The organism is Psychrobacillus sp. 05T411 (genome assembly GCF_056396485.1).
This window is the reverse complement of record NZ_JBFTLO010000006.1, coordinates 103,789-129,513: the sequence shown is the minus strand read 5'-3', so window position 1 is coordinate 129,513 and position 25,725 is coordinate 103,789. Positions and strand designations below refer to the sequence as shown.

Here is a 25,725-nt window from a genome sequence, read left to right as displayed (position 1 = left end):
TTACATTTCTCTTTTCTTGGCTATAGCTATAGATAGAAGTTCTTCAAGAGAGGGGAGTCATAATTGCAATGAAAAAGTATTCAATCTATGGGAGTATACTATTGGTAGCAACTCTACTATTAGGGGCTTGTGGAGCCGATAATAAAGTAAAAGGCTCACAAACGCCAGAAGAAGCGGAAACAGATCTCGGGTTTACTTCTTTTGAGTTAGAGGTAGATACTAAGGACCATAAAGGAGCAATCGAGGCGTATCTTGAGATGAATGGATCGAATATTGAAGCTGAATATGTGAACCGTATAGAACCTAAAAAACTTAAAGGGGATAAAGCATACGATGAACTGAAGCCAATATTAAAAGATCTCGGATTAACGAAAGAAATGACTAAAGACGAAGTGATTGAAAACGTATCAACAGCTTTTGAAGTGGAAGATTATACGAAGTTCGATTTAGAAGTAGAATATTCCGATGGTGAAGAAAAAGAGTATAAGGATACGAAAAAAGAATAAAGAAAAAAGTCGTGATGGAAGCCACGGCTTTTTTTATGCTTAGGAAACTATAAAAGTTTAGACATGTAGAAAATTATTTAAAAGTGACGTTAGGGGTATCACATTTTTTATTGTACGTAATATAGGGATAATGCGCCGTAGGCATCGTCGTCTCAATCCAAGTAAAGAGCTACTTTAAGCATTGGTTGCCTTCACCAGTAATTTGGTTGCTCTCGTGCGGAACTGGTTGCTTTCGCTGTGATTTGGTTGCTTTCCGAGTAGAATTGGTTGCTTTCCATGCCCGATTAGTTGCCCTTAGCCATTTATTGGATTTATTGCGTTTGAGTAAGACACATTATCTATATTGATTGTGCGTCATTCCATTCATCGTTCCCATTTGCTAGATCATGGGCACTTTTCTTATTTGAAGAACTTATAAGCTGTGGATAATTTTCATAGAAGAGGAACAATGTTTAATATTCTAAAAATAGGCTAAACAAATAAAAACAGTCAAGGGAGAGATTCATATGACAAAGAAACCAAATGCAGATCGTGAGAAACAGGATATTGCTGGTCGTATATTAGACAACCCTGATTTGGTGAACACAGAAAAAGAAAGCATTTTTGATATAGATGAGGATATGAAAAACGTAGATCCAATTCCGGTAGAAGAATTGAATGAACAAGTAAAAGATGAAGAAAACAAAGACTCTACGAAGTCAACATCAGCTAGTGAAAAACGTTATCCTGGTTAAGTAATATCACTAGATGTTTATTAATCATTTGTGATGGAAATAACTAATTTTACGAGTAATTACGTAATATGTGAGGAGAATTAGGATGAAAACAAAAAAATACACAATAATTGGAAGTACATTACTATCAACGGCTCTTTTACTAGGAGCATGTGGAGAAAAGGAAGAAGTAAAAGATGCACCTTCAAATAGTGACATGCAAAATGAATTTGGATTTCAATCATTCGATTTAGATATTGATACAGCCGATCAGAAAGATGCAATTGATGCTTCCTTTGATATAGATGTATCCGAAACCGAAGCCGAATATGAAAACAAGTTAGAATCTAAGAAATTGACTGGTAATGAAGCATACGCTGAGTTGGAACCAATCTTTAAAGAACTTGCTCTAACGAAAGGTATGAATAAAGACGAAGTGATTGAGAAGGTTTCTAAAGCGTTTGGAGTAGAAGACTACACAGAATTTGATTTGGAAGTTGAATTTTCAGATGGAGACGATCAAGAATTTTCGGATCGCAAATAAAGAAAATGCAAAAAAAAGTCGTGATTAAATTCACGGCTTTTTTTACTTTGTAAATTAAAATTGCTATGAATTGCATAATAGTGTATTATACACAGTATAAATATAGTGTACGACATATAGTATAAATATGTGAGGTGGAATATGAGCAAATTACTAAGTTCATTGATAACAGAATTGCGTAGAGGAACGCTGACACTGGCTGTTTTGAGCCAGCTTAGAACCCCTCAATATGGATACTCTTTAGTTCAATTACTGGAAAAGTCGGGTGTATCGATTGATCAAAGCACCTTATATCCTTTGCTTCGACGTTTAGAAAAACAAGAACTGGTCGAAAGCAGTTGGGATACAACGGAAAGTAGACCGAGAAAATACTACATTTTAAGCGAATATGGAATAGAAGTTTTAGAGCAGCTGAAAGAAGAATGGGAAAAAACGACAAGAGAACTTGAAAAACTATTGAAAGGAGATGGGCAAAATGCACCTGATTGATATTTATATACAGGAAGTAACACGCAGACTTCCTGAAAAGAACCGGGAGGACATCGCGCTGGAACTAAGGTCAACTATTGAGGATATGTTACCTGAAGATTACACCGAGAAAGAAGTGAAGGAAGCCCTTAAAGATTTAGGAAATCCAGCATTGCTTGCAAGTGGATATGCTGATCGACCGATGCATTTAATTGGACCTAGATATTTTGATATGTATATGACTTTATTGAAAATGATCATACCAATAGTGGCTATAGTTGTATTAATAGTCGTCATTACGGAGAATATTTTAACTTATAGTGGGGAAGAAGCCATACTTGGAACAATTCTTTCTATTATGGGGCATAGTATTTGGGGAATGATCAGCTCGTCTATTCAGACTTTTTTCTGGATTACGATTGTATTTGCCATTTTGGAGCGGACGGACACTTCTAAAGAGAAGTCACCATTAACGCCCAATTGGAAAGAATGGACACCAGATGATTTGAAAAGTATTCCGCACATTAGGAAAGAAAAGAAAATTTCTAAAGTCGAAGTATTTGGTGGATTACTTTGGATTGCAATTTTTGTTGCTGTTTATTTCAATGCATCTCATTTAATTGGCGTATATGAAAAGATAGAAGGGAAACTACAGTTCATCATCCCTACTTTCAATCAAGAAGTATTACATTCCTATTGGTTTATAGTTCTCGTTGCAATTGTGATAGAAGTTATATTAGTGCTCTATAAATTTGTCACTTCGCAGTGGACTCATAAAGTGGCAATATTGAATACAGTAAGACAGGTAGTATCTATAATTGTATTGATCATTATATTTAATAATAATAGTTTAGTGAATGTAGAATTCTACGCGTATCTAGAAGATTTGTTTCATTTTACATTTGAGCTTCAAAGTCCTGTTAAGTTGGGAGTTATATTAATATGTGTAGTTTTTGCTGTGATCGATGTGGTGCAAGGATTTCGAAAAGCGAATATAAGATAGTAAGAAGAGAGGCTGCGGTCGCTCTTCTTTTTTCAATTATTACAATCTGATTAAATTCAGACAGGAAAGGTTAGTTTGAAAGGTCTGCTGGGTATAACATAAACAAGACGAAAATTAGGAGGAAATACGATGAACATTGAATCAAATCGACGAATTGAAATAGCTCGTTCAGAAGAAGAGATGTATGAAAAGTTGGAACTCCTGCAAGAACAAGGATATGCGGAAAGCGATATCCATGTAATATCGCAAGAAAATAATCATTTATATACGTTAAATCGTCATTCTGAGGTGTCGACACATGAAGCGGGCACATTTATGGATAAATTTAAATCCTGGTTTACGGGTGAAGATGCTATAACAGAAGGGCTTCGGAAATTAGATTTGTCCGTAGAAGAAACGGAACGCTATGCAGGAGAAGTTGCAAGAGGGGCAATTGTATTATATACGGATGTGTTAACGTATGGGGATGATCCGTCAACTGCTAGATTTGATGAACCGCAAGATCATTTTGTCCGCGGAGAGACATTTGCGACAGATCCATTTTTAGTTGGAGGAGAAAAACGCAGTACCCCGGAACAATATAAAGAAAGAAAAGAAATCAAAGAGAGGCTGGATGAAATTCCGCCTAGAAATAGATTATACTAACGGAATAGTAACATCGACCCCTTGCATAATTGCAAGGGGTTTTAAGTCGACGCTCAACTATGAGATAATAAACAGATTCGAACAACAGTAAGGTGGGATAAGAAATGGACTTTGTGGCAATAGACTTTGAGACTGCAAATAGTGTTCGTTCTAGTGTTTGCTCAATCGGCATAGTGAAGGTAAAAAACGGTAAAATAGCAGAAGAAATACATACATTGATCAACCCATTAAGTGAATTTCACTATTACAATACGAAAATTCATGGAATTACGGAAGATATGGTACATGATGCACCGACATTTGAAGAATATTGGCCAAATTTTAAACAGTATATCGATAAGGAAATGATCATTGCGCATAATGCAAGCTTTGATATAGGGGTGTTACGAGATTCTTTAAAAAGGATTCACGAACCAGAGCCAAACTTTCAATATGGATGTTCTTACCGAATCGCGAAAAAAGTTTGGCCAAATTTGTACAATCATAAACTCTCTACAGTCGCAAATTATTTAAACATTAGCCTTAGACATCATGATGCATTGGAAGACGCTCGAGCTTCTGCAATCATCACACTAGAAGCGATGAAAAAAACACAGACAAGTTCTATCCAAGAGCTTTCTGCTTTGCATAAGCTTAAATTAGGCAACCCGGCCTCTTTAAATAATAAAACGACTCGCACTAGAAAGAGTTCCGGCGATGCATCATTACACTCGATTGTGGCAGAAAGTATTCCGCTTAATACAAAGCATCCATTTTACGGAGCTAATATTGTCTTTACAGGAAAAATGGTGTCCATGACAAGACCGATAGCTGCACAGTATGCAACAAATTGTGGTGCTATTTGTAAAGGGCAAGTAGACGGGACAACAAACTTTTTAGTAGTTGGAGATCAAGATTTATATAAATATGTACAAGGTATTAAAAGTACGAAAATGCAAAAAGTTGAAGCATTGATCGAACAAGGATACCCAATTGAAATTGTAGGAGAACAAGATTTTTTAAGATTGGTGAAATAAAAGTCAGAAAATGGAAAAGGGCAACCGAATGTAAGTTGGAAGCAATCAAAACAATCACCAAAGCAACCAACTCCACCTTGAGAGCGATCATTTCTATAAAGAAAGCAACCAACCGCCATTCTTGATAAGAAAGTCACGACTAAGCCGCATACTATTGGCTTAGTTTTTTTCATTTCTTAAAAACAAACTTTACCACTAGGTATAATTTGATTATGATGATAGATAAGAAAAGAGGGATAAGAAATGAATATCGATCATTTGGAAGCGTTTATGTATGTCGTGCAGTTAAAAAGCATTCATAAAGCAGCGGATGCATTGTTTTTGTCCCAACCGACTGTGACTGCGAGGATTAAGACATTAGAAAGAGAACTGAATACTGAATTATTTGCAAGGCTCGGCCGAGGACTTTCACTTACAGAGCATGGTAGAGAATTTATACCTTATGCAGAACAAATTATTCAAACGTATAAAGAAGGGAAAAAAATGATGAAGGAAAGAGATGAACAGGAAGAAGTGATTATTGGCGCTAATATCATTACTTCTCAATACTTTATTCCTTACGCATTGCCATTGTGGAAACAAGCTAATCCTCAATTACGTTTTAAATTCATATCAGCACCAAATGACGTTTTAATTGAAAAACTTTTGCAGAAACAAATAGATATAGCTTTTATAAAGGATACGGCGAATGAAAGGCTCCAAAAACAGCAGCTGCTAGATAATTCCGTAAGGCTAGTTGTTCATCCAGATCATCCTTTGCAATACCAAAAAAATATAACTGCTAATCTTTTAGCAGAAGAACCCATGGTATTTTTTGAGTGTGGAGCTTTTGATTGGAATCGAATTCATAAACTGTTTGAAGTGGGTAAAGTGGAACCGCGAATTGAATTCCAAGTGGATCATTTAGAAGTAGCGAAATCCATTATTAAAAACCGTTGTGCCATTGGATTTTTACCTTATTTATGCATCAAAAATGAACTAGCTAGTGGAGAACTGATCGAAATTGATGTCGCACATTTAATCCAAATAAAGCAGCATGTCTTTCTTACTTATACAAATCAAGAGGTAAGGAAGTGGCAATTATGGAAAGATATCAATCAATCTGTCGAAAGCTTTCCATTACATCAATAGACTTTCTCTATCAATACAATAAATTTTTCTATCAGTAAACGTATTGCAATTCACCTCTTTAAAGTGTTAGCATAAGACTCAATACAAAACGCATATTAATCATATCAGTTAACTAGGTATAAAAATGGGAGGAAATCACATGGCGAACAATAGAAAAATTAGATTTGGTGCAATCATTCATGGAGTTGGCGGTAACATATCTGGCTGGAGACATCCAGAAGTTCAAACAGATGCGAGTGTAAGTCTGGACTTTTATAAGCAACAAGCCCAAAAAGCAGAAGAAGGAAAGTTTGACTTAGTTTTTATCGCAGATGGATTATTTATTAATGAAAAGTCGATTCCACATTTTTTAAATCGTTTTGAGCCTTTGACCATTTTATCGGCACTTGCCGCTGTAACTTCTCGTATTGGTTTGGTAGGTACCGTGTCCACTTCTTACAGTGACCCATTTACAGTTGCACGTCAATTCGCATCTCTCGATCATATTAGTGGAGGACGTGCAGGATGGAATTTGGTGACGACTCCTTTAGAAAGTACTGCACTTAATTTTAATAAAACAGTTGAAGAGCATCCAGATCATGCAACGAGATACAAAATCGCAGAAGAGTATTTACAAGTAACAAGAGGTCTTTGGGATTCTTGGGACGATGATGCATTTGTTGGGGATAAAGAAAAGGATGTGTTTTTCGATCCATCCAAATTACACCATTTGAATCATAAAGGGGAATATTTCTCTGTACAAGGACCATTAAATATTGGACGTTCTAAACAAGGGCAACCGGTAGTATTTCAAGCGGGCTCATCAGGGCCAGGAAAGACAATTGCGGCAAAGGGAGCAGATGCTATTTTTACCATGCATCCAACGCTTGAATCTGCAAAAAATTTCTATGAAGACGTTAAACAACAAACTATCGAGTTTGGAAGAAATCCAAATCAGTTAAATATTTTCCCAGGTATCTCACCTATTATTGGGGATACGGAAGAAGAAGCAGAAAAAAAATATGAAGAGATTGCTAATTTAGTATCGATTGATCGAGCTTTAGCATACTTAGGTCGTTACTTCGATCATCATGATTTTTCTCAATATCCAGTAGACGAGGCTTTTCCTGAATTAGGAGACATTGGGAAGAATAGTTTCCAAAGCCATACAGATCGTATTAAACAAGAAGCAAAAGAGCAAAAGCTGACACTTCGTCAAGTGGCACTAAGAGAAGCAACTCCGCGGTCAGAGTTTATCGGAACACCGGAAAAAATTGCAGATTTAGTACAAAAGTGGTTTGAAGAACGTGGTGCGGATGGATTTATCATTGCAACGCAGGCACCTCACACATTAGACGATTTTGTGGAGAAAGTTGTCCCAATTTTACAACAACGTGGTATATATCGTGAAGAATATGAGGCAGATACGTTGAGAGGAAACTTAGGTCTTCCATTTTTGGAAAGTCGGTATACGAAACAGCTGGTTTAATTGGAGGGTTTAATTATGAGTTATAAATTAGGAATTTTAGATCAAAGTCCGGTCGTTGAAGGTGTATCTAATTATGATACTTTACAAAAAACAGTAGATTTAGCTCAGAAAGCGGAAAGCTGGGGCTATGAACGATTTTGGGTATCGGAACATCATAACTCAGATACAGTCGCGGGCTCATCTCCTGAAGTTTTAGTTTCCTATTTGTTAGCGAAGACAAAAACGATTCGAGTAGGTTCTTGTGGAGTTATGCTGCAGCATTACAGTCCATATAAAGTAGCGGAAAATTTTAATGTACTGTCCACACTTGAACCTGGAAGAGTAGATCTTGGAATCGGAAAAGCACCGGGAGGATTACCCCTTTCAACAAAAGCATTACAATATGGAACGGTGAACACAGGGGAAGATTTTGAAACGAGACTTGCTTTCTTACAACAACTTATAGATGATAATGTTCCCGAAACGCATGAGTTTGCTAGTATTCAAGCAACTCCGATACCTCCTGTAAAACCAGAAACCTATTTGTTAGGCGCAAGTCCAAATAGTGCAAAACTAGCCGCAGAGTTAAAAGTTTCATTTGCTTTTGCACGATTTATAAATGCGGATAACGAAATTTTAAAAGAGGCTTCTAATTTGTATCGAGCAATTTATCCAAAAGGAACTTTTATCGTTTCTGTCACGGTTATTACAGCATCTACCGAAGAGGAAGCTAAAGAACTTGCTAGCAATCAAAAAATTATCAAAGTCCATTTGGCAAGTGGTCGTACATTATCATTACAAACTGAAGAACAAGCAGAGAAGTTCGGAAAAGAGTCCGGAGAAGCATATGAAGTGAAACAATATGATGCAAATATCATCTATGGAACACCGGAGCAGGTGAAACAGACTTTAGATGAATTGCATCAAACATACGGTGTAGATGAGTTTATCTTGCATACGCCAATTCCAAATTCGGAACAACGCCTTCGCTCCTTTGAATTATTAAGTCCAAAAAATCTATTAAAACAAGCAGTTCATGCTTGAAATTGGAGGAAAAAAACATGGCACAAAATCTATCAGTAGTCGTATGGTCCAAACAAGGATGTAGTTATTGCAACGAAGTAAAGGAATATTTAACAGAGCAAAATATTGCTTATAAAACAGTAGATGTGACGAATCACGATGAATTCCGCGATATTTTAGATACCAAATATGGCGTTCGTCATGTACCAGTTGTTGAAATCGGTGAAGGAAATGTTTATAGAGCTGTAACCGAGGTTGGTTTAGAGCATTTGAAAGATGCTTTAGAAACGGTAAGTGTATAAGTATTTTAATATCTATAAATAATTAAGAGAGGATGGTGTGCGAATGCTAAAACTATTAATAAACAGAGGCATTACAGCAATTATTGTACTTTTAGGCTCCTTACTCGTTGTATTTTCGATCAATTATTTTCTACCGACAGATGTAGTAGATACTCTACTTGCTGAAAATGCAGGTAATCCTGAAATGGCCGAAAACTTGCGTAAAGAGCTGGGGTTGGATTTGCCGTTTTATGTCCAGTTTTCTAATTACGTTACAGATTTGGTGCATGGTGATTTTGGTCAGTCTGTTATTGACGGGGAGCCAGTTATGGATAAAATTATTACACAGTTTCCAGCAACACTAATGCTTACACTGGCTAGCATTACCATCTCGATCTTAGTTGGTGTTACTTTAGGTGTCTTAGCAGCAATTCATCAAAACAGTTTTATTGATTATGTTGCACGTCTTATTGGTTTGTTTGGAATATCGATGCCGACGTTTTGGTCGGGTATTTTGTTGATTTTAATCTTCTCTATTTCATTGGGGTGGTTTCCTGCAATGGGATCCGAGGGAATTATATCACTTGTTTTACCAGCAATAACATTAGGGCTCGTTGGAGCAGGATTTATCGTTAGGGTCGTTCGAAATAGCATGTTAGAAGTGATTAATGAATCATATATAGCAACACTTAGGGCGAAAGGGTTGTCTGAAAGAATTGTGATGTACCGGCATGCTCTACGTAATGCGTTAATTCCTGCGATTACAATGATTGGTGTTATTATAGGTGATTTTCTTGGTGGTACGGTTGTAATAGAAACGGTTTTTGCTAGACAAGGAATTGGAAGAATGGTTGCTGATGCAATTATGGCGAAGGATTTTCCGATTATTCAAGGGGTTGTTTTTTTCATCGCCATTGTATATGTCGTCATTAACTTATGTATAGATGTTTCTTATTCGGTTATAGATCCTAGAATTCGAAGAGGCCAGTTAGGAGGAAGATGAGTATATGAGGGAAATTGCGCCAGCACAAGAAAAATCCGTTGTCTCACCGTTGATAAAGTTAAAAAAGCGTACATTTGGTGCGTTTCGAATGGAGAAACTTTTCATTTATTTCTCCTTATTAGTGATTGCTTTTTTAGTTGCATGTGCCATCGTACCTCTGTGGATTGCTCCATATCCTCCAACAAAAATGTTTTCGGATCGAATTTTACAGGCACCGTCTATGCAACATCTATTTGGTACAGATTATTTTGGTAGAGATGTATTTAGTTTAGTTATTCATGGTAGTAGAACATCCCTATTAATAGGAGCGGTTGCAGTATTAGTAGGTGGTTTTGTAGGAAGTTTCATCGGGACTATATCAGGATATGTTGGTGGTGTTGTAGATACCATTTTTATGCGAATAATTGAAGTGCTTCAAACAATACCTGGTGTATTATTAGCAATCGCTTTAGCGGCAGCATTAGGTTCTAGTTTTACGAATTTAGTAATTGCGATATCTATTGCTGCAATACCTACCTATGCGCGCGTTATGAGAGGGCAAATTATAAGCGTGAAAAACAGACCTTATATTCTTGCTTCTAAGTCGATTGGAACAAATAGACTAACAATTTTTATCAAGCATGTACTACCGAACTCTTATTCTCCATTATTAGTAATGGCATCGAATGGATTAGGAACTGCTATTTTAACTGGTGCAGGATTAAGCTTTTTAGGTTTAGGTGTTGTAGCTGATATTCCAGATTGGGGATTTTTACTGTCTCAAGGTAGAAACTATATTGCCGCAGCATGGTGGATTGCAACATTCCCAGGTCTTGCAATCGCTTTGTTTGTACTGGCTGTCAATATAATTGGCGATAGTTTGCGAGATCACTTTGACCCTAAAAAACGAATTGTATAAGGGGTGAAAATTTTGACTACATTATTAGATGTAAAAGACTTAACGGTCGATTTTAAAACAAAAAGAGGTCTGTTAACTGCTATTTCAGACATTTTTTTAACTATAAAACCGAGTGAAACAGTTTGTTTAGTGGGGGAGTCTGGAAGTGGAAAGTCCGTAACATCAAAAGCAATTATGCGATTAATTGACTATGACAATGGTGTCATTTCTAACGGCCAAATTCAATTTAAAACGGATGATGTCGCTCGTTTATCATCTAAAGAGTTAAATAAAATTCGTGGTAAAAAAATTGCTATGATTTTTCAAGAACCTTCTGCTGCCTTTGATCCAGTGTTTACAATTGGATACCAATTAACGGAAACGATAATTAAGCATACAAAACTATCTAAAAAACAGGCTTGGGAAAAAGGAACATCGCTTCTGAAAAAGGTTGGATTATCAGAACCTGAAATTCGTATGAAGCAATATCCTAATGAGTTATCGGGAGGGATGTTGCAACGTGCGATGATTGCGATGGCCTTATCATGCGAACCTGATTTATTAGTTGCAGATGAACCAACAACTGCTTTGGATGTAACGATACAAGCTCAAATTATCCAGTTATTAAAAGAAATAAAAGCAGAGCTTAATATGGCTGTTTTATTAATAACACATGATTTGGGTGTTGCAGCACAATTAGCAGATCGAATTGTCGTCATGTATGCAGGGAAAATTGTGGAGGAAGCAACCGTACAGCAATTATTTGAGAAACCTCATCATCCATATTCAAGGGGACTACTTAAATCCATCCCTAAATCGGGTACTTCTAGTCAGAAGAAGTTATTGTCTATTGAAGGAACAATTCCGAGTCTTTCAGATATGCCAATTGGTTGTCGATTTAGCCCAAGATGTCCATTTGCAACAGATAAATGTCGACGTGAAAGCCCCCCATTAGAATCCTTTGGTGGACGTGAAAGTGCATGTTGGCATACGAAAGAACTTATTGAGCGGATGGATTGGTTTGATGATAATGAGGTAACTGTTTCAGAGCCATTAGGTGAAGTAGAAGGAGAGATTGAAAGAGATACACTATTTGAAATTAGAGAGCTTAGTAAATATTATCCTTTAAAACAATCTGGAAAGCAGTTAAAAGCTGTAAATAATGTTTCATTTTCCATCAAAGAAGGAGAAACATTTGGGTTAGTAGGGGAGTCTGGAAGTGGTAAATCCACTTTAGGAAGAACCATTTTGCAACTCGAAAAAGCTACTTCAGGGGATATCTTATTTAAAGGACAATCTTTATTAAACTTAAAAGGCTCTGAAATGCGTAAAATGAGAAAAAATATGCAAATGATTTTCCAAGATCCATATGGCTCCATTGATCCAAGATGGACGATTGGTGAAGTGATTGCAGAACCTCTTAAGACTCATTTTAAAGGGCAATCATCTAAAGAAGTGGAAGTAAAAGTAAAGGCACTATTGCAGCAGGTCGGACTTAATCCCGAATGGGTAGGTCGTTATCCGCATGAATTTTCAGGTGGTCAACGTCAGCGAATAGGAATAGCAAGGGCAATTGCTATAAATCCTTCTTTTATTCTTGCTGATGAGGCTGTTTCTGCATTAGATGTGTCCGTTCAAGCTCAAATTATTAATTTACTAAAAGATTTGCAGCATTCACTAGGACTTACGTATTTATTTATTGGTCATGACTTGAATGTTGTTCGACATATTTCAGATCGAATTGGTGTGATGTATTTAGGAAAAATTGTTGAGATTGCGCCAAGTGAGCAATTATTTAGAGCACCTCTTCATCCTTATACTCAAGCATTGATCCAGTCAATTCCAAGTACAAATTTAACGGAAGCAAATAAAGTCGTATCAATAGAAGGAGAGATTCCTTCCCCTTCTAGCCCACCATCTGGTTGTGCGTTCCGAACTCGTTGCCCATTTGCGACAGAGCTTTGCAAGCAAGAAATACCAGATTTTATCGAACAAAAGGCTGGACACTTTGTTGCGTGTCACTATGCAAATAAATGAGAGAAAATAGAAGATTAAAGGGATGATGTAAATGTCTATAAACAAAAAAGTATATCAATTGTTCACTACATTGTTAGTTTTAACATTAGTATTAGTCGGTTGTTCTTCAGGAGGAGAATCAAATTCAGATTCTAACGCTAGCGCTGAAGAAAAAGAAGCTGTATCCGGAGGGGAGCTAACTTATGCATTATCTACAGCTCCTGATACATTAGATCCACAAGTGAGCACTTTTGCAGTATCTACACGTGTTATTAAAGGGATCTTCGAAACATTAGTATATCAAGGATTAGACAATGAAATAGAACCTTGGTTAGCGACAGAATGGGATATTTCAGAAGATCAAAAAATATATACATTTAAGTTGAGAGAAAATGTTACTTTTCATGATGGATCTGAATTTAATGCCGACGTCATAAAATACAATTTTGATCGAATTTTTGATCCAGTAACAAGAGCGTTGTTTGGAGCGAACTATATGGAAATGGTTGAATCTGTTGAAGTAGTAGATAAATACACAGTTAAGTTTACATTGTCAAATCCATCTTCAACGTTTTTAACGCTGCTGGCACATTCTAATTTATCAATCGTTTCAAAAGAAGCAGCAGAAAAAGCGGGAGATCAATTTGGACTCCATCCTGTTGGCAGTGGTCCATTTAAGTTTGTTGAACAAGTTGAAAACGACCGTGTAGTGTTAGAAAGATATGAAAACTACCACGGTGCATATCCATTTGCTGATCATGAAGGAGTTGCTTATTTAGATAAATTGACTTTTAAAATTGTTCCAGAAGAAGCAACACGAATTGGTAGTGTTCAGAGCGGACAAATAAAAGCAGCAGAAACAGTTCCACCGCAAGATATTATTGCTGTAGAAAAAAATAAACAACTAAAGCTTTGGGAAGCTGAAACAGGCGGTTTAACTTACACCCTGTTTATTAATAGCACCAATGCACCTTGGGATGATGTGAAAGCACGCCAAGCATTAAGGGCAGGAATTGATGTAGAAAGCATTGTAAATACATTATATTTAGGCACTTACAAGCGTGCATGGTCCCCATTAGCTCCAGTGTCATTTGGTTATGATGCAAGTTTAGAAAACCAAGAGAGTTTTGACGTAGAAAAAGCAAACACATTGTTTGATGAACTGGGCTGGAAAAAGGATTCTGATGGATTACGTAAAAAAGATGGTAAAACATTGACACTTCGCATTTTAAATAATTCTGTGAATCGAGAAAAACGACAAGATATTAACTTAATGGTGCAAGAGCAACTAAAAGCAATTGGTGTAGAAGTTCAAATGAACACGACTAGTGAACATATGGCGGTTTTGAAAACTCCTACAGAGTTTGATGCATATGGGAATAGTCGTGTAGGGATTACTTCAGATGATCTTCGACTGTTCTATCATTCAGACAAAATGTTGGATAATGGTGGTAGTAATATTGGATGGTACAGTGACCAAGAGTTAGACAGTGTTTTGGAGCAGGCGGAAATTGAAATGGATAATACCAAGCGCGAAGAACTGTATAAACAAGCTCAACAAATAATTGTAAATAACGCGGTGAGCATTCCTATATATCTTTTTCCTTATACAATAGCAACCACAGCAGATGTTCAGGGAATAAAATTCGATTCAATCGGATACCCACTGTTTTTTGATGCGAATATTGCAAAGTAAGGTTTTGAGGAGGAATAATATGTCGAGTGTAATTACAATCGATACATTGAAGGAAGCTGACAAAGAGGCTGTAGTGGAATTGTTAGTCGAAAGTTACGGACAATATAAAAATGACTTTAGTACAGAGGTTTGGCAAGATTACTTGGAGAGAATTAAACAATCACTAAATAATCCGGCACTCGATCGAGTATTGGTAGCAAAAAGTGACGGGGAATTTTTAGGGACATTACAATTATTCACCAACTCAGAAGCTGCTTATCAAAAACCTGAGATTGGCATAGTTGATCCCATTGTAAGGTTACTTGCGGTAAGTCCGGATGCTAGAGGAAAAGGGATTGCACAAGCGTTATTAAAGGAAAGTGCGAGTTACGCCAGAGATAAAGGGGCTAACTTTTTATACTTGCACTCAGGTGCTAATATGACGCAAGCAATCCGTTTATATGAACATCTTGGTTTTATGCGTGATGAATCCAAAGACTTTCATAACGCAGATGTGCATGTGAAATGCTTCCGACTAGAATTATGACAAAGGAAAGGGCGGATTCCAAATGACTAAAAGTTTTTATTCAGCCGTTCAAAGTAGACGCTCTATTTATGGCATTAATGATGAAAAGATTATTTCGGATGAAAGAATTCAAGATATAGTAAATTTAGTTGTAAAGCATACACCTACTGCATTTAATTCGCAAACAGGGCGAGTTGTTGTGTTACTGGGTGATCAACATAAAAAGTTTTGGAAACTAGCATTTGAATCAACGAAACAAGGACTTGCAGAAGAAAAGATTGATTCTACCAAAAGGCGATTTGAAAGCTTTGCCAGTGGATATGGCACGGTATTGTTTTTTGAGGATTATTCTGTTGTAGAATCATTCCAGGAAAAATTCGCGAGTGTAGAACATTATTTTCCAGTTTGGTCTCATCAAGCATCTGGCATGTTGCAATATATCGTTTGGACGGCATTGGAACAAGAAGGATTTGGAGCAAGCTTGCAACACTTCTATCCAGAACTTTCAAAAGAAGTGAAAGAATGCTGGGGTATTCAAGAAAAATGGGAACTAATTGCGCAGTTACCGTTTGGTAATCCTATTTCGTCCCCGAAAGAAAAACTAATAGAACCAGTGGAACAGCGCGTTGTTATTGTAAAGTAAACAAGAATGGGAGTGTACTTTTATGGTAAGTGTAAATGTTAATGTAAGTACTGCACAAGATGAGTTCAAAAAGGCGTTAGGAAATTATCCAACGGGCGTAACAGTTGTAACAACTTTTGATAATGCAAATAATCCAATAGGGTTAACGGTTAATTCATTCGCTTCTGTTTCTCTAGATCCTTTACTCATATTATGGTCTATTGATAAAAAGTCTGGTTCTTATCCTGCCTTTATAGAGGCAGAAAAATTCGCAGTAAATATTTTGGCCGATGATCAGGCGGATATTTGTAGTTTATTTGCTTCTAAAGTAGAGAATCGTTTTAGTCAATGCGAGTGGGAGGAGTCGGAAAGACAATTACCTGTATTATCTGGTTCACTTGCTCAATTAGAATGTAAAACTGCCAAGCAAATTGATGCAGGAGATCATATCATTTTCATCGGAGAAGTAATCCATATTCATAATGAAGATAAAAATCCATTGCTTTACCATAAAAGAAACTTCGGAGCGATACCTGGCAGCTTCTATAAGTAATCTTTGGTTTGCTTATAAAAAAGACTTCCCATCATTTTGTGAATGATTGGGAAGTCTTTTTCTAATGCTTGGAAAACAAAAAATATAGACATGTTGATAATTTTTCCAAGTAACATAAGGTATGGCATTCTTTATATTGTACCTAGTATAGGGATACTGCTACGTAGTGACCGCTAGCCTTCGCGCTTGCCGCACCTTGCATGAGCCAACTCGTGTTGCACACGAGTGGGTCTCATGACTGCGGCTCATGCGGCCCGGCGCGCTACGGCATCAATATCCACTCTATTTATTCAGAGAAGATTGTCCAATAATAAATGTGTAACGTGGCAGTCGTTACTCGTAAAATCTCCCTTCAAACTCACAACATTATAGACCATTTGCGCAACCTTTATAAATAATGCATCCAACTCCTGGTCGTCTCAATCCAAGTAAAGAGTTATTTTAAGAAATGGTTGCTTTCACCAGCAATTTGGTTGCCCTCATGTTGGTTTGATTGCTTTCGGAATTGAATTGATTGCTTTCAGGGACCGATCTGTTTCCCTTAGCCATTTTCTGGATTCTCTAATTGAATAAACTGGGTAATAACCTGTTTTTGGCGATTAGATACTGAATAGATTAGCAATTTTCCATTGATTTTTGTGGAAAGGCGGCGACTCCTACGGGATGAGTGAGAAGATGGGACATCGCAAGCGAACGCGTTAGCGTCGGCGATGGCTCATCTCTCACCCCGTGGAAAGCGTCCGCCTTGCAGCAAAAATCACTGCGGTCACTAAGAGGGACTATACCTATGATGTGCGTCATTGCATTCATCATTCCCATTTGTAATATTGGACTTTAGACAGGTACTTTAGCGTTATTAATTTATGAACCCAGCTTCTTGTAAGAACTCTTTGGCAACTGTTTCGACCATCATTCCCTCATTATCCACTTTGGCGTTCATCATTTGCATCGTTGTTTCATCAATTTTTCCGGCTAATTGAAGAAGTACTTCTTCTAACTCAGGATATTGTGTTAAAATTTCCGTTCGAGCAAGCGGGAGTGCGTGATAGGGTGGAAAATAGCTCTTATCATCTTCTAACACACGCAGGTTGTACATTTGTAGTTGTCCGTCTGTTGTATAGGAGTTGATCACGTCGACTTCTTTTGCATTAATCGATCTGTACATAATCCCGTGATCCATTCCTTTCACACCTTTAAACTGAATGCCGTATTCTTCTTGGAATCCAGGTAAACCATCTGGTCGATCAATGAATTCGAACACAGCACCTAAAACAAAGTCATTCGAAACTTTTGCGAAGTCACTAAATGTTTTAACGTTCAACTGTTCGGCTTCATCTTCATCTAGTGCCAAAGTATAGGTGTTATTGAAACCGAAAGAATTTAATGCAGTAATGCCATCTGCTGCTACTAACTCTTTTGTTTTCGCTAAAGTCTCCTCCGCATTTCCGGCGGTTTCTTGATAATAGTTAATAACAATCGTTCCTGTATAGTCGGGAATTACATCAATGTGACCGTTAACCATCGCGTTCCAAACTACATTGGAACCTCCCAGGTTTTCTTTATAAGTAACATCAATACCTAACTTCTCTTCGATTAATTGCCCCATAACATTAGATAATATGATACTTTCCGTATTGTTTCTTGAACCCACGATTAAGGAATCTTCTGTTTTGAAAATACATCCTGTCAGCGTGCTCAATACTAGAAGGAGTAAGATAGATTTTATGAGATTGTTTTTTGTCATGTTATCACCTTATTTTAACCCTTCCGGTGTTGTCCAACGTTCTAGGTAGGTGAAGAAAACTTCCAAAATAATTGCTAATAACGCAGCAGGAATAGCACCTAGTAAGATTAAACCATCAATTCCTCGAGTTATTCCCAAGAAGATAAAATCTCCAAGTCCGCCTGCCCCGATGAATGCAGCAAGTGTCGCTGTCCCAACGTTAATAACGGCGGCAGTACGTACACCTGCCATAATCATTGGAATAGCAAGGGGAAGTTCCACTTTTATTAATACTTGTAGACTGGTCATTCCCATTCCTTTGGCAGCTTCTACTGTAGCTTTGTTAACGTCTTTTATTCCTGTATATGTGTTCCTAATAATAGGAAGTAATGAGTATAAAAATAGAGCGGCAATAGCAGTGTTTACACCAATTCCAAAAATAGGGATCATGAACCCAAGAAGTGCTAAACTCGGAATCGTTTGCATGATACCTGCCCCACCTAATACAATTGTGGAAAGCTTTGGCACTCGGGTGATTAAAATACCTAATCCTATCCCTAGTATAATAGCGATTACCATAGAGAAAAATACGAGTTGAATATGAACGGAAGTCGCTTCCAATACTTCTTGCCAACGCATTTCCGCTTGTTGCATGAATTGTTCCCATATATTTAAATTATTCATTTAGATCCTCCATTTCTGTCCATTGACTGGACAAAGCAGCGAGTAATGTTCCGCGAGTTACTAATCCTATTACTTTTTTTGCTTCGCTCAATACGGGAATAACCCCCGAACGTACATTGGGCATCATAACGATCGCGTCTTTAGCGGTTGCGGAGTCTGATAGAATGTATTCTGGAACAACCATAATTTCTTCGATGGATTGGATCGTATTTACTTTTTTGATTAATTCATAAGCAGAAACAATTCCGACGAGAGTATCATCGTTATCATCTATGATAATTAAAGAAGTAATTTTTTGTTGGCGCATCATTAATAGCGCTTTTTCTGGAGAACGATGAAGGTAAGACGTAACGACTTTTTTAGTCATGACGCTGATAACTGGCATTAGTTCAGGATTTTGAACGATACGGTCTTTACCGATAAACTCTTCTACAAATCCAGAAGCAGGTTCTTGTAATAATTTCTCAGGGGTGTCGATTTGGAGTAAATGGCCGTCTCTCATAATAGCAATACGATCTCCAAGTTTTAATGCTTCATCCATATCATGTGTTACGAAAACGATTGTTTTCTTTAGTTTGCGTTGAAGGGACAGCAATTCTCCTTGGAGCTGATCACGAGTAATTGGATCGAGTGCGCCAAAAGGTTCATCCATTAAGATGACACGTGGATTGGATGCAAGAGCTCTTGCGACTCCTACACGTTGTTGTTGTCCACCAGAAAGTTCTTTTGGGTAACGAGAGCTATAAATTTCCGGGTCAAGACCGACCATGATTAATAGTTCTTTTACACGGGCTTTAATTTTTTCTTTGTCCCAACCTTTTAGTTCCGGAACAATGGCAATATTTTTTTCAATTGTGTAATGGGGGAAAAGACCAATTTGTTGAATAACATATCCAATATTACGTCTAAGTTCTGCGGCGTTTAACTTGGTAATATCTTTTCCATCGATGGAAATAGTACCACTGGTATGATTAATCATCCGATTAATCAGTTTCATCGTGGTTGATTTTCCGGAACCACTTGGACCAATCAGTACAAGAAATTCTCCTTCTGGAATGTCAAAACTAACGGAATCCACAGCTTTAAAACCATCTGCATACACTTTGCTTACATTTTCAAATTTGAGCATAAGTACCTCCTTTAAAATATGATGAGACAATTAAGTGGTAATAATCAGCAGATTTCTCATCATTTCTAACTAATTATTAGTTAACCAAACAGCTTAAATGTATGGTTGTTTCCCCATACTTGTGCAATCAGTTCTTTTTTGGATATAAAAAAAGGACTTCTCCTTATATCCATGAACTGAATGAAAGAGATTCCTCTATGCCATTGCTAAGACATACAGCGTAAGTTTCAGAAATGATTTTAACAAAATGGTATCTACCTAGGACGAAGAAATTTAGTAGCAATTGGAACTGATAAAAATCAGTTAAGAATGTATTCACAAGTAGGAAAAAATAAAGGGGAAAATCGTCTGGTTTTTTGAAATAAAATCAATTATTGAATTTATCTAACATTTTAAGCATATCACTGTTTCCAAGGATAGGCAACCAAGCCTCCAACATTGGGGTGCCATGAACCCAGTCTTCCTACTATTATGAACGGTAGGAAAATGTAGCGGTTTACATGCAATGTAGTAGGGTAGACATGACTCAACTAAGTATTAATTCGAACTAGATTCATTTATTACTATTCTCTGTTATACTGTAAAATGAAAATTTTCAAAGAGTAAAGGAGAAAAATATGCGAATTAAGACAAGGCTAATGCTTGTTACTTCCATTTTAGTCATATCTATCATTGTAGTTGGTGGGTTTGCAACATGGAGTTTATCTCATACAGTAGCAAAAAATAATGAATTGAATACGCTGATGGAAATGCAAAAAATAGCAAAACAAATACAGTACCGTCTTGCTGGCCTTTCCAATGATGAGCGTGCACTTCTTCTCACGGGCGACAATACGTATGCGAAGCAAATGGAAGAAAAATCTACAAATATTCAAGAACAATTCGATAACATAATCGCTCTTACCAATACATCTTCCACTAAGGAAACGATAGATAATATTAGAGCGGATTACGAACAGTTTTGGGCACAAAGCCAACTAGTCATTCAAAACAATACGATTAATCGAACGAAGGCAGAAGAAATTCATTTTGGGGAAGAACGAAGAATTCGGAAGGAAGTATTAGATCCGTCCTTTGAAGCCTTCATCGAACAGTTGGATAGTAAAACAGCTGAAGTAGGCCAAAGTTTGGAATCCCAATCCACAGTAAGTCAAGTAGTTTTACTCGGTATTTCCTTGCTGGCAGTAGTAATTGGTATCGTCTTGAGTGCAATGTTACTAAAAGCTATATTAGTTCCTTTACGTCAATTAAAGGAGCAGATGAATGATATTGCTAGTGGAGATGGAGATTTAACGAAAGCTCTTCATGTAAAAAACAAAGATGAACTAGGAGAAGTAGCAACTTCGTTTAATGAGTTTCTCACTTCCTTAAAAGAAATGATCCAGCAAATTAGTTTTTCTTCTGCGCAGGCTGCTTCGACAGCGGAAGAATTCTCAGCAAGCGCAGATGAGTCGAAACGAACATCCAATCAAATTGCGGAAAATGTCCAAAATGTTTCGATAAGTATGGGCGATCAAACGAATATATTGAATGAAAGTTCGATCGCTGTCGAGCAGTCCTTGCACATGCTACAAAGTATGACCCAACGAACGGCGGAAGTGTCTGAAGAGACAAATGAAGTTAGTATACAGGCAGATAGTGGAGAGAAATCTGTGAGAGAAATCGTGACCTCCATGGAAGTCATTCATCAATCTGTAAGTGCAACCGACAAAAATATTAACTCATTGGCTGAAGATGCTATTAAGATTGGGGAAATTACAACAATCATTAACGAAATTTCAGATCAAACGAATTTACTTGCTTTAAATGCAGCCATTGAAGCGGCTAGAGCTGGTGAGCATGGAAAAGGATTTGCTGTTGTTGCAGAGGAAGTACGAAAATTAGCGGAACAATCCAGTAAATCAGCCAATCAAATTCGAGCGTTTATCACTAACATCCAAAATAATACAAATGATACAGTTCATACAATTGAATTAGTAAAAACAAATGTAGATAATGGAATTCAACTAACATCCGTTACTTCCGTTCAATTTCAAGAAATTATCCAATCTATTTCGCAAGTGTCTGGAAAAGTACAAGAAATTGCAGCGGCTACCGAGCAACTGACAATGGACTTTACGACGGTTGCGCAAAAATATGGGGAAGTTTCAGGACTATTCAAGGAAAACGCTGAAAGTGCACATGAAATAGCAGCAGCTACAGAGGAGCAGTTAGCATCGATGGAAGAAATTCAAATAGCTGCTAATTCGTTAACAACTATATCGGATACACTTAATGAAATGGTGCGTCAATTTAAAATTTAACGATTGAAAACTTCCCGCCAATTGAGCAAACAGGCGGGAAGTTTTTGTGTTCCAACGTGTCCCGGTGTCAGAAGTAAATTAGAGAACTTTCAGAATTGTTCAGGAGTTGTGTCTAAAACAGGAATGTTTTAAGAAAGCTTTTTGATCGTAATCGCTGCGTTGACATTTGTTTGTGTGCCACCTGCATTTACTAATAAGTCGAGATGGCTAGGCGTGGATGTATGATTTCTAAGGGTTAACTCGGTATTGTCTTCTAATTGAAGGATTTGAATACCAATGTTCTGTGCATTTCCGTCATCTGCACCAAAGGTTGTATTCGTTATTTCTACACCATTGGAAAATAGAGTTAACTGATTGGGTTGTTTTCCAGTTACATGATAGAAAATCTCGTAAATGCCATTATCTTTAATTATTATTTTAGACTCTCCAGCATTGTGTGAAATCCCTTGTGTTATAATGCCGGTTGAATCGAAAGAAATATCCTCTTCTTGATGAATTCGTTGTTCACCAATGTTGTAAATATATGCAAATTCATTAATTCCACCAGATGATCCAGCAGGACCTTGGGCACCCGTTTTTCCCTGAGGCCCTTCCAATCCCATAAACCCTCGAGGTCCTCTTTCGCCTCGTTCACCAGGAGGACCTTGGATCCCAGGAGGACCTTCAAAGCCCATTGGACCTCTTCTGCCTCTACTGCTGTGAACATAGCCACATTTACTACATGGCTGGTTATTATCCAATTAATTTCACCTCCCCTATTGATTAACTTATTCATAAAAGGGGAGGGGAATTGGACTTTCGTCAGTGTTTTCTGGGTATGTTACATTTCCACTGGTGCTTTAATGCCGAGTAGTCTTAATGATTCTTCTAATACAATGACAACAGATTGAACGAGTGCAAGGCGATACGACAAATGAATGGTATCCTTCATGATTTGTATATTTCCGTAAAAAGAATTAAAGGTTTGCGCCAAATGCACGGCATATTTTGCGAGCAAGGATGGATCATATTCGGCTGCAGCTCGTAAAATTACCGATGGGAACTGTTCGAGGTATTTAATGATTTCCCACTCATAATCATTTACGTCCCTTACTTCCAAAGTGTTTGGAGTAGATGCTTTTCTTAAAATGGAACATGCTCTCGCATGGGTATACTGAACATAAGGGCCGGTTTCACCTTCTGTTTGAAGCATTTTCTTTAAGTCAAATTCGATGTCATGCTTTCTGTGTTGTTTTAAATCGCTAAAAATGATGGCACCAACACCGACTTCTTTTGCGACTTCCTTTTTATTGACTAATCGAGGATTTTTTTCTTCGATTGTCTGCTCCGCTAACCGAATGGCATCACTCAACACTTCTTCAAGTAAAATAATTTTCCCTTTACGTGTCGATAACTTTTTACCATCTTTTAAGATTAGCCCAAAAGGGATATGGTGAATAGTATCTGACCATGTATAGCCCATTTTATTTAATACGGTCTTTAATTGGGGGAAGTGCAAGCTTTGTTCATTACCTACTACATACAAAGATTTAACGAAATTATATGTCTGTTTTCGTTGAATAGCGGCTGTAATATCTCGCGTCGCATATAAGGTTGCACCATCGGATTTTTTTATAAGGCAAGGTGGTAAATGTTCCCCAACATCTACTACAAGTGCACCATCTGATTCTATTAACAAATTTTTTTGTTGCAGCTCTTCGACTATTTGTTCCATTTTGTCATTGTAATAAGCTTCTCCACGATATGAATCAAAGGAAACGCCAAGTAAATCATATATCTTTTGGAATTCTTTAAGTGATTCAGTTCGAAACCATTTCCAAAGTGTTAATGCTTCTCCATCTCCATCTTCTAACGATTTAAAAGCGGCTCTTCCTTTGTCATTTAAAGAATCGTCTATTTTAGCTTCTTCATGAAAACGAACATAAAGGGATAATAACGTTTGAATAGGAGCTTCCCGTAATTTCTTATCATCTCCCCATAAATGATAAGCTACTAATAACTTCCCAAATTGGGTACCCCAATCGCCAAGATGATTAATCTTAACAGGCTGATAGCCAATTTTTTCATGTAATAAAGCAATGGAATTTCCTATGACTGTCGATCTTAAATGCCCCATAGAAAACGGCTTTGCAATATTAGGTGAAGACATATCAATCGAAACAACTCCTCCAGCCCCTGCATCAGAAGAACCGTATTGTTTTCCTTGCTTATGAATATTCGTCAAAAGCGACTGAGTAAATGTCGTTCTTTTCATGAAAATATTTACATACCCATTTATCGCTTCGATTTTTTCGATACTGTCGTCTTGAATGCTTGCAGCAAGTTCTTGCGCAATAAGGATAGGAGATTTTCTAAGTTTTTTAGCAAACGGAAAACAAGGAAGGGCAAAGTCACCTAAGTGAGCATATACAGGTACTTCAATCATATTTTCTTCGATTAGTTCAGTTGTGAAGCTTTGTAGAATTTCCACTATTTTCGTTTTCAATTGAACTCCTCCTAATTATTACAAAGGTATTACGGGTGCCTGGCACCCGTAATACCTTTGTAATATTCATGGGTTATTGGGTAAATAAAAAAAGCTTTCGTCTCATTATATTAATGAGACGAAAGCTTAACTTCCGCGGTACCACTCAATTTGCCTATTTCGGCCACTTTCTCTATAACGGTGAGTCTCCGGCTTTTCAAATAAGCATCTCCAAAGTGCGGTTCGCAATTCTTCTTAACTAGGCTTCCACCATCCCTAGCTCGCTAGCTAATCCGAAATTGTTACTCTCTTCTTCTAAGATATTGTATTTTAAATTACCAAATGGAAAAGGAAAAGTCAAATTTTTTCGAAAAAAATCTTAAGGGTATAAGTTCATGTAGAAGTGAAAAGCTACCTATGATATAAAATGGAAAGAGGGAGTTTATGGAGTCTAATATTTCATACGGAGATGATTATAAGTTTATCCCGGCAACGTCGATTGCAAGTGGAATAGGAATGGAAATTTTACCCGATATATATTGTCATACTGTGCAAATCGTCAATATTTGTTTAGTTGGAAAGCCAGGGTCAAATGAATTTGTATTAATTGATGCTGGAATGCCACACTCGGCTGACGAGATTATATCTGTTATAGAGGAGCGTTTTGGTGCAGACAGTAGGCCAAGCGCCATTATTTTAACACATGGCCATTTTGATCATGTAGGTGGAATTATTGAGTTAGTGAATAAGTGGGAAGTTCCAGTATATGCGCATCCTTTAGAATGGCCATTTTTAACTGGAAAAGAAAGTTATCCTAAGCCTGATCCGACGGTAGAAGGTGGAATGGTCGCTAAAATGTCTCCAATGTTTCCTACTGATCCAATTAATTTAGGAAATAACGTAAAAGAATTGCCTTCCGATGGGACGATTCCTTATATGAACGATTTTAAATGGATTCACACACCGGGTCATTCCCCAGGGCATGTTTCATTTTTCAGAGAGGAAGATGGAGCATTAATTGCAGGTGATGCATTTGTTACAGTTAAACAAGAATATTTGTATAAGGTCTTAACTCAAGAACAGGAGATTAGTGGACCACCTAGATATCTTACTACTGATTGGGTGGCGGCTAGAGAATCGGTAAAAAAACTAGCAGACCTAAAACCGAAAGTTGCAGTTACAGGTCACGGATTACCGATGTCCGGGGATTTGTTAACGAGTAGTCTGCATTTACTTGTGAAAGATTTTAACGAGATAGCGAAACCTGATTATGGAAAATATGTAGATAAACAGAACCAATAAAAAGGTATCTATAAAAACGTTTAGAGGGTGTGAAGTCACACCCTCTAAACGTTTTTATTAAGATAATAATG

Annotated in this window: 25 protein-coding genes and 1 other annotated feature; of the genes, 20 read left to right on the top strand and 5 right to left on the bottom strand. The window is 37.2% G+C overall.

What is annotated here, in order from left to right; genetic code table 11:
- Nucleotides 1-68 precede the first annotated feature (68 nt).
- The 18 genes from AC1DFT_RS06740 (at nt 69) to AC1DFT_RS06655 (ending at nt 16,049) form a co-directional block, all read left to right on the top strand.
- A complete protein-coding gene (locus AC1DFT_RS06740) occupies nt 69-506 on the top strand; it encodes a YusW family protein (RefSeq protein ID WP_477918428.1) in 438 nt (145 codons plus the stop codon).
- 506 nt (nt 507-1,012) lie between these two features.
- The gene (locus tag AC1DFT_RS06735) at nt 1,013-1,240 is read left to right on the top strand and encodes a hypothetical protein (RefSeq protein ID WP_477918427.1); all 228 of its coding nucleotides are present in this window, start codon (nt 1,013-1,015) and stop codon (nt 1,238-1,240) included.
- A gap of 85 nt (nt 1,241-1,325) precedes the next feature.
- The gene (locus AC1DFT_RS06730) at nt 1,326-1,763 is read left to right on the top strand and encodes a YusW family protein (protein ID WP_477918426.1); all 438 of its coding nucleotides are present in this window, start codon (nt 1,326-1,328) and stop codon (nt 1,761-1,763) included.
- Nucleotides 1,764-1,904: 141 nt separating this feature from the next.
- Nucleotides 1,905-2,252 (top strand): PadR family transcriptional regulator, encoded by a 348-nt coding sequence (locus tag AC1DFT_RS06725; protein WP_477918425.1) that lies wholly within the window; start codon nt 1,905-1,907, stop codon nt 2,250-2,252.
- Nucleotides 2,239-3,234: an HAAS signaling domain-containing protein gene (locus tag AC1DFT_RS06720; protein ID WP_477918424.1), complete on the top strand. Its 996-nt coding sequence runs from the start codon at nt 2,239-2,241 to the stop codon at nt 3,232-3,234. Before AC1DFT_RS06725 ends, AC1DFT_RS06720 begins: the two co-directional genes overlap by 14 nt.
- A gap of 129 nt (nt 3,235-3,363) precedes the next feature.
- Nucleotides 3,364-3,879, top strand: coding sequence for a general stress protein (locus AC1DFT_RS06715; RefSeq protein ID WP_477918423.1), 516 nt, complete (start codon nt 3,364-3,366; stop codon nt 3,877-3,879).
- Between the two features lie 104 nt (nt 3,880-3,983).
- Nucleotides 3,984-4,895, top strand: a complete 912-nt coding sequence (locus tag AC1DFT_RS06710) for an exonuclease domain-containing protein (RefSeq protein ID WP_477918422.1) — start codon at nt 3,984-3,986, stop codon at nt 4,893-4,895.
- 243 nt (nt 4,896-5,138) lie between these two features.
- Nucleotides 5,139-6,026, top strand: coding sequence for a LysR family transcriptional regulator (locus tag AC1DFT_RS06705; RefSeq protein WP_477918421.1), 888 nt, complete (start codon nt 5,139-5,141; stop codon nt 6,024-6,026).
- Nucleotides 6,027-6,165: 139 nt separating this feature from the next.
- Nucleotides 6,166-7,494 carry an LLM class flavin-dependent oxidoreductase gene (locus tag AC1DFT_RS06700; RefSeq protein WP_477918420.1) on the top strand — a complete coding sequence of 443 codons (1,329 nt, stop codon included), beginning with the start codon at nt 6,166-6,168 and terminating at the stop codon, nt 7,492-7,494.
- Between the two features lie 15 nt (nt 7,495-7,509).
- A complete protein-coding gene (locus AC1DFT_RS06695; RefSeq protein ID WP_477918419.1) occupies nt 7,510-8,517 on the top strand; it encodes an LLM class flavin-dependent oxidoreductase in 1,008 nt (335 codons plus the stop codon).
- A 17-nt stretch (nt 8,518-8,534) separates the two neighbouring features.
- Nucleotides 8,535-8,798: a glutaredoxin family protein gene (locus AC1DFT_RS06690; protein ID WP_477918418.1), complete on the top strand. Its 264-nt coding sequence runs from the start codon at nt 8,535-8,537 to the stop codon at nt 8,796-8,798.
- A gap of 43 nt (nt 8,799-8,841) precedes the next feature.
- Complete coding sequence (locus tag AC1DFT_RS06685; protein WP_477918417.1) at nt 8,842-9,780, top strand: ABC transporter permease; 939 nt, start codon at nt 8,842-8,844, stop codon at nt 9,778-9,780.
- A gap of 4 nt (nt 9,781-9,784) precedes the next feature.
- Nucleotides 9,785-10,678, top strand: a complete 894-nt coding sequence (locus AC1DFT_RS06680) for an ABC transporter permease (RefSeq protein ID WP_477918416.1) — start codon at nt 9,785-9,787, stop codon at nt 10,676-10,678.
- 3 nt (nt 10,679-10,681) lie between these two features.
- On the top strand, nt 10,682-12,694 hold the full coding sequence (locus AC1DFT_RS06675; protein ID WP_477918415.1) for an ABC transporter ATP-binding protein: 2,013 nt from the start codon (nt 10,682-10,684) through the stop codon (nt 12,692-12,694).
- A 31-nt stretch (nt 12,695-12,725) separates the two neighbouring features.
- Entirely contained in the window at nt 12,726-14,369 is a 1,644-nt protein-coding gene (locus AC1DFT_RS06670; RefSeq protein WP_477918414.1) for an ABC transporter substrate-binding protein, read from the top strand.
- 19 nt (nt 14,370-14,388) lie between these two features.
- Complete coding sequence (locus AC1DFT_RS06665) at nt 14,389-14,895, top strand: GNAT family N-acetyltransferase (protein WP_477918413.1); 507 nt, start codon at nt 14,389-14,391, stop codon at nt 14,893-14,895.
- A gap of 22 nt (nt 14,896-14,917) precedes the next feature.
- Nucleotides 14,918-15,517, top strand: a complete 600-nt coding sequence (locus AC1DFT_RS06660) for a nitroreductase family protein (RefSeq protein ID WP_477918412.1) — start codon at nt 14,918-14,920, stop codon at nt 15,515-15,517.
- 22 nt (nt 15,518-15,539) lie between these two features.
- Nucleotides 15,540-16,049, top strand: coding sequence for a flavin reductase family protein (locus AC1DFT_RS06655; protein ID WP_477918411.1), 510 nt, complete (start codon nt 15,540-15,542; stop codon nt 16,047-16,049).
- An 856-nt stretch (nt 16,050-16,905) separates the two neighbouring features.
- Here AC1DFT_RS06655 and AC1DFT_RS06650 read toward each other — a convergent pair.
- Genes AC1DFT_RS06650 through AC1DFT_RS06640 form a run of 3 tightly spaced genes read right to left on the bottom strand, consistent with a single transcriptional unit; the run spans nt 16,906 to nt 19,585 of the window.
- On the bottom strand, nt 16,906-17,793 hold the full coding sequence (locus AC1DFT_RS06650; RefSeq protein WP_477918410.1) for a glycine betaine ABC transporter substrate-binding protein: 888 nt from the start codon (nt 17,791-17,793) through the stop codon (nt 16,906-16,908).
- Between the two features lie 9 nt (nt 17,794-17,802).
- Nucleotides 17,803-18,456, bottom strand: coding sequence for an ABC transporter permease (locus AC1DFT_RS06645; protein WP_477918409.1), 654 nt, complete (start codon nt 18,454-18,456; stop codon nt 17,803-17,805).
- Nucleotides 18,449-19,585 (bottom strand): betaine/proline/choline family ABC transporter ATP-binding protein, encoded by a 1,137-nt coding sequence (locus tag AC1DFT_RS06640; RefSeq protein ID WP_477918408.1) that lies wholly within the window; start codon nt 19,583-19,585, stop codon nt 18,449-18,451. The genes AC1DFT_RS06645 and AC1DFT_RS06640 overlap by 8 nt, the downstream gene beginning before the upstream one ends.
- Nucleotides 19,586-20,202: 617 nt before the next feature.
- On the opposite strand from AC1DFT_RS06640, the gene AC1DFT_RS06635 reads away from it, so the two are divergent.
- Nucleotides 20,203-21,888: a methyl-accepting chemotaxis protein gene (locus tag AC1DFT_RS06635; RefSeq protein WP_477918407.1), complete on the top strand. Its 1,686-nt coding sequence runs from the start codon at nt 20,203-20,205 to the stop codon at nt 21,886-21,888.
- 128 nt (nt 21,889-22,016) lie between these two features.
- On the opposite strand, the gene AC1DFT_RS06630 is transcribed toward AC1DFT_RS06635, so the two are convergent.
- Both AC1DFT_RS06630 and argS read right to left on the bottom strand, forming a co-directional pair.
- Nucleotides 22,017-22,628: a collagen-like triple helix repeat-containing protein gene (locus AC1DFT_RS06630; RefSeq protein WP_477918406.1), complete on the bottom strand. Its 612-nt coding sequence runs from the start codon at nt 22,626-22,628 to the stop codon at nt 22,017-22,019.
- Between the two features lie 80 nt (nt 22,629-22,708).
- On the bottom strand, nt 22,709-24,373 hold the full coding sequence (argS, locus tag AC1DFT_RS06625) for an arginine--tRNA ligase (protein WP_477918405.1): 1,665 nt from the start codon (nt 24,371-24,373) through the stop codon (nt 22,709-22,711).
- A gap of 111 nt (nt 24,374-24,484) precedes the next feature.
- Nucleotides 24,485-24,679, bottom strand: a binding site (T-box leader).
- Between the two features lie 117 nt (nt 24,680-24,796).
- On the opposite strand from argS, the gene AC1DFT_RS06620 reads away from it, so the two are divergent.
- Complete coding sequence (locus AC1DFT_RS06620) at nt 24,797-25,654, top strand: MBL fold metallo-hydrolase (RefSeq protein WP_477918404.1); 858 nt, start codon at nt 24,797-24,799, stop codon at nt 25,652-25,654.
- The last annotated feature ends 71 nt before the right edge of the window (nt 25,655-25,725 follow it).